The sequence below is a fragment of the Populibacterium corticicola genome (assembly GCF_042683685.1).
Lineage (GTDB): Bacteria > Actinomycetota > Actinomycetes > Actinomycetales > Cellulomonadaceae > Timonella > Timonella corticicola.
Window position 1 is genome coordinate 45,621 of the sequence record NZ_JBHUOP010000009.1, and the last position, 10,646, is coordinate 56,266.

The following is a 10,646-nucleotide window of genomic DNA, read 5'->3' on the forward strand; positions in this document are numbered from 1 at the left end:
CATCCGCGCCATACGCCAGATTCGCGACGAGATGGGAACCACAGGAAGTCCTTCTTGCCGCAGGCAGAATGCGAGCAGGGGAGCATCACCGTCGTTCTCGTTGCCGTGATCGCCGGACTCTTCGTTCTCCTCACCGCTGTCTTCGTGCCATTGAACCACCGACTCGCACTGGTGCGGGCGCAGAGCGTTGCGGACCTCTCGGCGCTCGCGGGCGCAATGGAACTGCACAACGGCAGCGGCGATGGTTGCGCCCGGGTAACTGCGCTGCTTGCTGTCCAGGGGTTCTCAGCCAGCCGCAGTACCTGTGAGGTCGTGGGCGCGGACCTGCGAGTGACGCTAGCCGTCCCGGGGATGCTCCGTGCATCGTCCGTTGTCTCGGTTGCCGGGCCAGCGTAGGACGCACGGTTTTGGTGAGGGAAGGCAACCCGCGATCAGTGAACTGGCCGGTTTCAGACCCATCCCCTAGATGAGGGCGCGTTTCTCGATCTGTTCGAATGTCTGGTCTGCGTCCGCGATACGGTCCCAGAGAACCACCCGGTGAGCGGCCAACGATTCTCTCACGTCCACGATGCGCTGGTTTGAACTTCCGCGGAACTGCAGCGAGAAGTCCTTGCGGTCCTGCAGGAACCGTCCGTCCACGAGCACGTCAATCTCAGCGAGCAACTCCTGCTTGTCGTCCGAATCGCGCAGGAGTTCCTCGAACGTGTACCCGGTCCAGCACCAGATGTCCTTGGGCTGTTCGACCTCGCGGCGCATCCGGTGAATCAGTCGCATACATGTTCCGGTATTGAGGAATGGTTCGCCGCCAAGGAGAGAGAGCCCTTGAACATAGGGTTGCGACAGGTCCGAGATGATTCGATCCTCCAGTTCCTGCGTGAACCTCGTTCCGTAGCGGAAGTTCCAGGTCGCCTCGTTAAAGCAGCCCTCGCATGCGAACAAACACCCTGAGACATACAGCGAGCAGCGTACGCCCTCGCCGTCAACCATGACGAACGGCTTGTAGTCCGCGATGTGTCCCTGGCTTACTTTCTCTGAGCGCCACTGACTTGGGTTGGGCGTACGTGGCATTATGCGTCACCTCACCTAGAGGATGGGTTTGGGCTGATGCCGACCACTCCCAGTTGGGTGGCGCCTGGCATGTGCTTGACGCGTGAGGAGATCTCGGTGTGCCGGCCGTGCACCATCGGGCGTTGCTGAGGGTTGCCGAGGTATCCGCAGGTTCGCTTCACGACATCACACGTTGCAGGATCGGTGTTACCGCATCCTGGGCAGGCGAACCCACGTTCGGTTGGCGAGAAATCACCGATGAAGCCGCACTCGTAGCAGCGATCGATGGGGGTGTTCGTGCCGAGATAGCCCACGCGGTCGTAGGCGTAGTCCCACACAGCCTCAAGGGCTCTTGGGTTCTGTTGGAGCACGGGGTACTCGCAATAGTGGATGAAGCCGCCGGAGGTGTAGACGGGGTAGTCCTTCTCGAAATCGAGTTTCTCAAACGGGGTTGGGTTCTTGCGAACGTCGTAGTGGAAGCTGTTTGTGTAGTAGTCCTTATCGGTGATGTCCGTGACCACGCCAAACTTCTCGCGGTCGAGTCGGCAGAAACGATCAGTCAACGATTCGCTTGGAGTTGAGTACACGGAGAAGTGGTAACCGTACTTGTCGCTCCACATCTTGGTGTGCGAGTACAGGGATTTGAGCACATCGAGCGTGAACTCTTTGGCCTCCGGGTTGTGCTCCCATTCGCCTCCGTAAAATGCCGCGGCGACCTCGTAGAGGCCGATGTACCCGAGAGACACGGTTGCCCGGCGGTTGCGGAACAGTTGGTCCACATCGTCGTTCGGAGTCAGGCGGTGGCCGAACGCGCCGTGCATGTACAGGATCGGGGCGTTTGCTGGGGTGGCCTGCTTGCAGCGTTCGATCCGGTACACCAGTGCATCGTGCGCGATTCCCAGGCGGTCGGTGAGCAACCGCCAGAAGGTTTCCTTGTTGCCCGCCGCCTCCATGGCGATGCGGGGTAGATTCAACGTTGTCACACCCAGATTGAGGCGGCCCTCGACAACATCCTTGCCATTTTCATCAGTCCAGCCTTGCAGGAACGACCGGCAACCCATCGGTACCTTGAAACTGCCCGTGAGTTCCACGATCTTGTCGTAGGAGAGTACGTCTGGATACATGCGTTTGGTTGCACACTCGACGGCAAGGGTCTTGAGGTCGTAGTTCGGATCCTCAGGTTCAAGATTCAGTCCACGCTTGAGCGTGAAAATCAGTTTGGGGAAGATCGCCGTGCGATGCTCTTTGCCCAGGCCCAGGATACGGATGTTGAGGATCGCCCGCTGGATCTCACGCTCAATCCATCCAGTGCCGAGTCCGAACCCGACCGATGTGAAGGGGGTCTGTCCATTCGACGTGAACAGGGTGTTGATCTCATACTCAAGCGACTGCATCGCATCGTAGATATCCTTGCGGGTCTTCTCCTCCGCGTACGCGCGATGCGTTGACTCATCGGGAAGCCACTTCCTGGCCTCGGCGAAGTGCTTGGCAAGGTTGAGTTCTGCATAGGGGGCAAGCAACTCGTCGATCCTATTGACCGACACTCCACCGTACTGGCTCGATGAGACGTTCGCGATGATCTGAGTGATCTGAGCAGTGGCGGTTTGAATCGAGCGCGGTGAGTCCACCTGGGCGTTACCGATCTGGAATCCGCCCGAGAGCATGGTCTTGAAATCGACCAGACTGCAGTTGGTCATGGGGGTGTAGGGCTGGTAGTCCAAGTCGTGATAGTGGATGTCGCCCTTTTGGTGAGCATTCGCGACGTGCGAGGGGAGCATACGCAGGCCGATTGCCTTCGCAGCGGCACCTGCGGTCAGATCGCGCTGGGTGTTGAAGACGTCGCTGTCCTTATTGGCGTTCTCGTTGACGACTGTCGAGTCCTTGTTCACCAACCGGTCCACGGAACGGTTGATGTCCGTGGCCATGCTCCGGGCAAGGTCGCGTTGTACGCGGTAGTCGATATACGCCTTGGCTACGTCATATTCGTGGGATTCAAGCAGAACGTGTTCAACGACCGCCTGAACCTCGTAGATCTGTACGCTATTCGTGTACCGGGAAGCGAGCTCGATCTCGATCCGGTCCACGAGTGAGTCGATGGTCCGGTCTTGAAGCGCGTCTGCTGCCGGGTGAACCGCTAGGAACGCCTTGCGCAGTGCGGTCGTGATCCGCTGTTTCTCGAACCTCACCATTCGACCGTCGCGTTTATTCACCTTGAGTGAGCCCAGAGTTGGAAGGGTCTCGAGGTCGTGCAACTGCTCGGTTTCGATGATCATCTGGGTATTTCTCTCCCTCATAACGCTATGTGACGTGAGAATGCTGACTGAGAGCGTAGCGTTGAACACAGTATTAAATACAATATGTTGTGTTCTTGTCGCTGTGGAGACACTACACCTTGGGTTTTTTGAAGATTGGGACCATTGTCCCAACGATGAAGGGTGTCAGAAAGAGGTGCCTGCGATTCGCGGTGATTTCTCCCCGAGAATCTTGCCGTTTCTTGTTCGTTTTTGCGGTGAGAACTCCGGGTAGGCAGCCTTCCATGCCACTTAAAGCTCGCGAGGCTATCGGCGTGTCTCGTAACGGCATGCAATTCGTTCGACGGCGTTCTCATCAAGGACCAAAGTCTTAGCGGATGACGGCCAAAGGCGATGCGTGGCGACTTTGGTCGTCTCAGTGGTGGGTCCTGAAAGGTGGTTGTGAGCCTAAGTGAATAAGATGGGGAGCAGACCCGCGCCGCCGACCATGTGCGGCCGTCGTGACACCATCCAGGCACCGCCCACGAGAGGTTTACTATGTCTTCCCAGCGTGCAGTTGACTCACTTTCCTTAAGCGAACTGAAGCAGGCCTTTGAGGCGGCAGCATCTGCCTACGAGGAACTGAAGGGGAAGGGACTGTCCTTCGACCTGACGCGGGGCAAGCCTGCTGCTGAACAACTGGACCTCTCAAACGATCTCTTGAACTTACCCGCTGGAGATTTTCGTTCAGCCAACGGCACAGATGTCCGTAACTACGGCGGCCTGACCGGATTGCTCGAACTGCGAGAGATCTTCGCCGAACTGTTGAACGTGGAGGTCGACAACCTGATCGCATTGGGTAACTCAAGCCTTGAGGTCATGCACGATCTCGTGGTCTACTCGCTGCTCTACGGAACCCCAGACTCTGCGCGCCCGTGGTCCAAGGAAGCCGAGATCAAGGTGCTCACCCCAGTCCCTGGCTATGACCGTCACTTCGCGATCTGCGAGTCCTTTGGAATCACCATGATTCCCGTGCCCCTGCTCGAGGATGGACCCGACCTGGACGTGGTCAGGAAACTCGTTGCAGAAGACCCCGCGATCAAGGGCATCTGGTGTGTGCCCACCTACTCAAACCCAACGGGAACCATCTACAGCGAAGAGGTCACCCGCGAACTCGTGTCGATGACCACGGCGGCCTCGGACTTCCGCATCATTTGGGACAACGCCTATGCGGTGCACACCCTGGTCGAGGAAGCACCCAAGGCGCACGATATCGTGGCCTTCGCACGGGAAGCCGGGAACCCCAACCGCCCGCTAGCGGTCGCCTCGACCTCGAAGATCACGTTCGCTGGTGCGGGCGTCGCGTTCCTTGCCGCTTCGGATGTGAATCAGCAGTGGTTCCAAAAGCACATGAGCAAGCGCTCGATTGGCCCAGACAAGGTCAACCAGTTGCGACACGTCAAGTTCTTCGGCGATGCCGAGGGCGTGCGCAGGCACATGGCAAAGCACCGGGACATCCTGAAGCCCAAGTTCGATGCTCTCCTTGAGATTTTGGAGAACCGCCTCGGGGGTCTTGACGTAGCAAACTGGACCAAGCCAGAGGGTGGATACTTCGTTTCGCTTGACGTGGTTCCAGGAACCGCGCAGCGCGTTGTCCAGTTGGCGAAGGAAGCGGGAATCTCGCTGACCGCAGCAGGTTCGGCGTTCCCGCTGGGTAACGACCCCGACAACACCAACATTCGTCTCGCCCCATCGTTCCCGACCCTCGCCGAGGTCAAGGACGCAATGGATGGCGTGGCAACCTGTGTTCTGTATGCGGCTTACGAGCATGCTCTCGCAGGTAAGTAAGCCGCAGTGAACGCCGAACCCGAGTCTCACGAGGCAACACCTGCCGAGAGCGCCAAGAACAAGGTCCCGAAGGAGATCCCGCAGTCGTTGCGGGATCTTCAGGATCAGCTTGTTGAGCAGGAGCGGGCCACAGATGAAGCCCGTCGTGCCCGAAACATCGAGGTCGCGCGCCTGCGGGACGAGTTGAAGGTCAGCCAATACCGCATCTCGAAGTGGCTGGGTGTCACTGAGCGTGCGGTCATGTTGATGGCAAAACAGGGCCGCGAATACGGCGAGCCGCAGGGCTGACGCCCCTCCTCGTCGCCAATCCCGCGGTGAAATGGCTCGGAACTGACCGAGGAAATGGATCAAAATTTCCGACGATACGGCTCGTTTCGAGGTCGGGTCCCGTAAGTGTGTGGCTGAGTTCCCTGCAAGCTAAGCAAACAGGTGTTGCGGCCTTGTCGGCAATGTAACGCAAACTATCCGCAACACCGCCGACACAGCCGCAACATTGGCCCGCAGCCCCGCGCTGAAGTTACTGAGGCTGACCGAACAAAACCGTCTCGAGTAGCCGGATCGCGCCATCCTTCGACAGCGGATTGTTTCCATTGCCGCACTTGGGCGACTGCACGCATGCGGGGCATCCGGCGGAGCAGGAGCAACTCTTCACAGCCTCAAGTGTCGCGGTCAGCCATTCGCGGGCCATTCCAAAACCGCGTTCCGCGAAGCCCGCGCCGCCAGCCAACGCGTCGTACACGAACACCGTGGCTCGCTCGGTATCCACGTGGAGCGACGTGGATACGCCTCCCAGATCCCACCGATCACAGGTTGCAAGCAGCGGGAGTAAACCAATCGATGCGTGCTCCGCAGCATGCAGGGCACCCGGTGCTTCCTCCATATCCAATCCGGCAACCTCAAGCAGTTCGGCTGAAACGCTCCACCACACGGCAGCGGTGTTAAGCGTACGCACGGGCAAATCGAGGGGGTCGTTCGAGAGGATCTCGCCGCTCGGAATCCGGCGTCGGTTGTACGAGACAACCTGACCGTGCACATCCACGTTCCCGAAACCCCATTCGACGTGTGGCGTCGAACCGGAATCTGTGCCGGGCAACTCTACGTCCCAGCGAGTAGTTTCCAGGGTTGAGGTGATCTCGATCGAGGTGACGTCCCGTGACCATGTTGTGTAGGCGACGGCTTCACGGTCAACGAATGCCACCGAATCGCGCAGATCGTATTCGGCAACGATGTACGTTGACCCCTGATGCACGTAGACGGCTCCGTTGTGTACTTGACCGTCGGCGGAAGAGGAATCGACGGTTCCCAGCAGCCTGCCCGATTCGCGTTCAACAACCTGAACCGGTCGACCCCCGTCTCCGCGGATGCTCGTGAAGTCTGCGGCATTCTGCTCGTGGGTCCAATACCAGCCCAGTTCGCGGCGGCGTAGCGTGCCGCGTTCGGTCAGTTGGTTGAGCAGACCTAGCGCGACGGAGCCGCCAAACATGTCGAGTTCGCTCAGGCGTAGGGGAAGTTCCGCGGCTGCGGTACACAGTTGACCGGCCAGGACATACGGGTTGTGCGGATCGAAAACGGTTGCCTCAATCGGCGCATCAAACACTGCCTCGGGGTGGTGCACAAGATAGGTGTCGAGTGGGTCTTCACGCGCAATAAACACGACGAGCCCTTCGGCTCCGGCCCGTCCAGCGCGCCCGGCCTGCTGCCACACGGAAACTCGAGTCCCCGGCCAGCCAACGATGAGCACCGCGTCGAGCCCAGAAATATCCACGCCAAGCTCGAGCGCGTTCGTGGTGGACAGCGCCAACAGATCGCCCGTGCGAATCGCGGTTTCCAGCGCTCGGCGTTCCTCGGGGAGATATCCGCCCCGATACGCGGCGACCTTCCCCGGCAAACTCGGGTTGACCTGGGCTAATTCTTCCTGCGCGTGGGTGGCAACGGATTCCGCTGCGCGCCGTGATCGCGTGAACGCCAGCGAGCGTGCACTGTGCGCTGCGAGATCGGCCAGCAGGTCAGCGGCCTCCGCGGAGGCCGCCCGGCGCACCTCATCGGCGTGCGGCGCGTCAAAGATTCGCCCGTCCGAGGTCGAACCCGAGGTGAGTTCCTCATCAACGAAAGCCGCAGAAGTGGCTGGGGAATCGTCGGCAATTGGCGACGAGCCGGTCAGCGCGTCGAAACCATCCGCTGACTGCGTGGCAGGGGAAGCCGTGGGCATAGCCCACGGGTCGTCGCTGGGCGGTGACGTGGACGGCGGCGCGTCGGTGAGCCCGAGATCCCAGAAGGGATCGGGCTGCGAAGCTCGCGTGAACCCATCGGACGAAGTCGGAGCAACAGAATTATCAAACGGAACCAAAACCGGTGGCTGCCACAGCGCAAAGATCTTACGGCCCGCAGGGGACGTGTCCTGCGTGACCTCCGCGACCCGCGACTCCTCGACGCCAATCAGTCGAGCCACAGAACGTGCGGGCTCCGCGGTCGTCGCCGAGGCGACAATAAACGTCGGCCCCTGACCCGCTCCCTGGTAATACTGCGCGATACGACGCAACCGGCGCATAATCAACGCCACGTGAGCCCCAAAGACCCCGCGGTAGGCATGCCCCTCATCGATGATGACGTAACGCAACCGCTTGAAGAGCCGCGCCCAGCGAGCGTGCCCGGGGAGCATCGAATAGTGCACGTAATCTGGGTTCGTCAGAATCACATCGCTGTGCCCCTGAATCCACTTCCGAGCCTCAAACGGGGTATCGCCGTCGCACGTGTCCACCGCGACATCGGTCATCCCCGACTCGCGTAGCAATTGCGTCACGGAATGCAACTGGTCCTGCGCGAGAGCCTTGGTGGGGGAGAGGTACAGCACCGTGCCACGGTCGCGAACCGACTCGATCCGCGACATGTCCGCGCCCGTGCCGCGCACCGCACTCAACGCAGGCACCCAGTAAGCGAGCGACTTACCCGAACCCGTCGACGTAGCGAGCGCGACGTGCGTGCCGGACCACGCCAAACTCGCAGCCTGAACCTGATGCAGCCACGGCTTGCCCGCGCCACGCGCCTCAAGTCCAGCCAGTAACTCGGGGAGAACCCAGTCAGGCCACTCGCCCGACACTCCCTCACGTGCCGGAATGTGGTGCACATGGCGCAACCGGTCCGCACGGCGGCCACCGGCCGTCAAAATGTTCAGGAGTTCATCGGACTGTCTCACTCAGACAATTGTGCCAGTTACGGGGTCTGGTCAGTGACGCGCAGGGACGTGACCTGCGCTGGAAGGTGACCGACTCGTCGGCAATAGGTGCTTGCCTGCAAATGCGCCCAAAACAACCGGAAAACCAGCGCCGCAGGCCGCGAAATCAGTGGTCCACGTCACCCTTCATTAACTTTGTGAGACACGCCAAGCGGCGTTTCCGATGAACACGCCGGGGCAAGATGAACAAAAGGTTAACAACCACAGAAAGGTTTCTAAACTTGGTTACCTAGAGCGAAATTAACGTTCACCATGGAAACGTGAACGAGATGACCCTACTCGTCCTTGTCGTGATGACTGCACTCGCCTTCGACTTTACGAACGGCTTCCACGACACGGGCAACGCAATGGCCACGTCTATCGCGACGCGCGCCCTCAAACCTAAAACCGCTGTAACCCTATCCGCGGTTTTGAACCTCGTCGGTGCTTTCCTGTCGCTCGCTGTTGCAGCGACTATCGCCACGGGAATCGTCGATGCCACCGCAGTGACCCTTGAGGTCGTCCTCGCCGGACTTGTCGGTGGAATCGTCTGGAACCTCATCACCTGGCTCTTCGGAATACCCTCCAGTTCGTCACACGCCCTCGTCGGTGGTGTCGTCGGTGCCGTACTCGCGTACGTGGGCACTAACGGTGTGGTGTGGAGCGGCGTTGTTGCCAAGGTTGCGGTTCCAGCGATCGTTGCCCCGATCCTCGCGATTGGTGTCGCCGCAATTGGAACCTGGCTCGTGGCCCGAGTCACCCGCAACCTGTCAAAGGATCAAAACGACCGAGCATTCCGCTGGGGCCAAATCGGCTCCGCGTCCCTCGTGTCCCTCGCGCATGGAACCAACGACGCTCAAAAGTCGATGGGTATCATCCTTCTCGCGCTCATCGCAGGTGGACAGGCAGCCCCTGACTCAAGCGTTCCGTTCTGGGTGATTCTCTCGTGTGCACTCTTCATGGCACTTGGAACTTACCTTGGCGGCTGGCGAGTGATCCGCACGCTTGGCAAGGGCCTCGTGGAGATTGACTCCCGTCAGGGAATGGCCGCTGAAACGTCCTCCGCAGCCGTCATTTTCATGTCCTCGTACTTCGGCTTCTCCCTGTCCACCACGCACGTTGCGACCGGTTCGGTCATGGGCTCCGGCGTGGGTATGCCGGGCGCCGAGGTTCGCTGGGGTGTTGCCCGCAAGATGTTCGTCGCGTGGGTTGTCACACTGCCCGCTGCCGGACTTGTTGGCGCACTGTGCATGTGGATCCAAGACGGCATCGGCGGTGGACTCGGTTCCATCGCTGTCTTCGTGCTCCTGATTGCCGTTTCGCTGTGGATGTACCTCACCGCGCGCCGCAAGCCGGTCAACTCCGAGAACGTCAATGAGGATTGGGACGGCGGACTCGTACCGGGCGACCCGGCAAACAAGGGCATTGACTCTCTGGACGCTGCCGACGCTGACATGCTGGCCAGCATTGAGTCTGGTGCGGTCACGACTTCGAAGGACCCCGCAGAGATCGACGTTTTGGTGGGCGTTGGAGCCGCCATAGACGCGCTCGAGGCCGCCGAGGACGCCACTTCGTCGTCACAATCCGTTACCGCACAGGCAGGTGAGTCTCGATGATCAACTGGGAAGCCCTCATTTACGTGGCAATAGCAGGTATCGTTCTCGGCGCCGGATTGCCCACCCTCTATGCGATCGGCACGAAGATGCTTACGCCGCAGACCACCGACTCGGGTCAGTCGGTTCCCCCGTCCGCTGGACGTAAGGCTGTCGCGTACCTCTGCTTTGCCATTTGCATTGTCGCGATCATCGCTGGCGTGTTCTTCCTCGCCGCTGGCGGTCATAGCTGATCTGCTGAACCATTGCTGCCCGGTCCGTGCCGCCCCTGTGGGCTGGTGTGGTCCGGGCAGTTTTATTTGTCTGTCTTTGGGTTTGACACCGCCACTGCTGTCTTGCGGTCACGACGTTGTTACGGCTGTCCTAGCTGTGCTGTGATTTTTGATTGGCGACGAGTTGAATCCGTTCCGGCATCGCTCCAGCGCACAGGTGCTCACGAGAGTGCCTATTCGTGCGCTCTCGTTGAAATAGAGTGCGTGAATACACGCGTGCGTTTAAGAAAATCAAACCAGAGTGCATCGTTACCGGCATTTTTCTGGAGAGCAGAAGGGCGTATTCACAGGGATTTGCGCACATGTGACCGACCGGCTGTGGATAACGTGTGCGGTGTCACGTTGTGTGGGTTTGATTTTCATAGTCGTGGGCCACTAATGTTTTTATCTGTCAGCACGACACCACGGGGTATGCCGGTGGGGA

The 10,646-nt window shown here is 59.8% G+C and carries 8 protein-coding genes; 5 read left to right on the top strand and 3 right to left on the bottom strand.

Annotated features, from left to right (window positions below; genetic code table 11):
- Positions 1-54 precede the first annotated feature (54 nt).
- A complete protein-coding gene (locus ACFSYH_RS14660; protein ID WP_377468163.1) occupies positions 55-396 on the top strand; it encodes a flp pilus-assembly TadE/G-like family protein in 342 nt (113 codons plus the stop codon).
- A 66-nt stretch (positions 397-462) separates the two neighbouring features.
- On the opposite strand, the gene nrdG is transcribed toward ACFSYH_RS14660, so the two are convergent.
- Positions 463-1,068 (bottom strand): anaerobic ribonucleoside-triphosphate reductase activating protein, encoded by a 606-nt coding sequence (nrdG, locus tag ACFSYH_RS14665; RefSeq protein ID WP_377468165.1) that lies wholly within the window; start codon positions 1,066-1,068, stop codon positions 463-465.
- A gap of 11 nt (positions 1,069-1,079) precedes the next feature.
- Positions 1,080-3,320 (bottom strand): anaerobic ribonucleoside-triphosphate reductase, encoded by a 2,241-nt coding sequence (gene nrdD / locus ACFSYH_RS14670; RefSeq protein WP_377468168.1) that lies wholly within the window; start codon positions 3,318-3,320, stop codon positions 1,080-1,082.
- A gap of 516 nt (positions 3,321-3,836) precedes the next feature.
- Here nrdD and ACFSYH_RS14675 point away from each other — a divergent pair.
- Both ACFSYH_RS14675 and ACFSYH_RS14680 read left to right on the top strand, forming a co-directional pair.
- Positions 3,837-5,126, top strand: a complete 1,290-nt coding sequence (locus ACFSYH_RS14675) for an aminotransferase class I/II-fold pyridoxal phosphate-dependent enzyme (protein WP_377468170.1) — start codon at positions 3,837-3,839, stop codon at positions 5,124-5,126.
- Positions 5,127-5,132: 6 nt separating this feature from the next.
- Positions 5,133-5,414, top strand: a complete 282-nt coding sequence (locus ACFSYH_RS14680; RefSeq protein ID WP_377468172.1) for a hypothetical protein — start codon at positions 5,133-5,135, stop codon at positions 5,412-5,414.
- Between the two features lie 229 nt (positions 5,415-5,643).
- On the opposite strand, the gene ACFSYH_RS14685 is transcribed toward ACFSYH_RS14680, so the two are convergent.
- Positions 5,644-8,319, bottom strand: a complete 2,676-nt coding sequence (locus ACFSYH_RS14685; protein WP_377468174.1) for a DEAD/DEAH box helicase — start codon at positions 8,317-8,319, stop codon at positions 5,644-5,646.
- A 308-nt stretch (positions 8,320-8,627) separates the two neighbouring features.
- On the opposite strand from ACFSYH_RS14685, the gene ACFSYH_RS14690 reads away from it, so the two are divergent.
- Together ACFSYH_RS14690 and ACFSYH_RS14695 are read left to right on the top strand one after the other, a co-directional pair.
- Complete coding sequence (locus tag ACFSYH_RS14690; protein ID WP_377468184.1) at positions 8,628-9,953, top strand: inorganic phosphate transporter; 1,326 nt, start codon at positions 8,628-8,630, stop codon at positions 9,951-9,953.
- Entirely contained in the window at positions 9,950-10,183 is a 234-nt protein-coding gene (locus ACFSYH_RS14695; protein WP_377468177.1) for a hypothetical protein, read from the top strand. The genes ACFSYH_RS14690 and ACFSYH_RS14695 overlap by 4 nt, the downstream gene beginning before the upstream one ends.
- Positions 10,184-10,646: the final 463 nt, after the last annotated feature.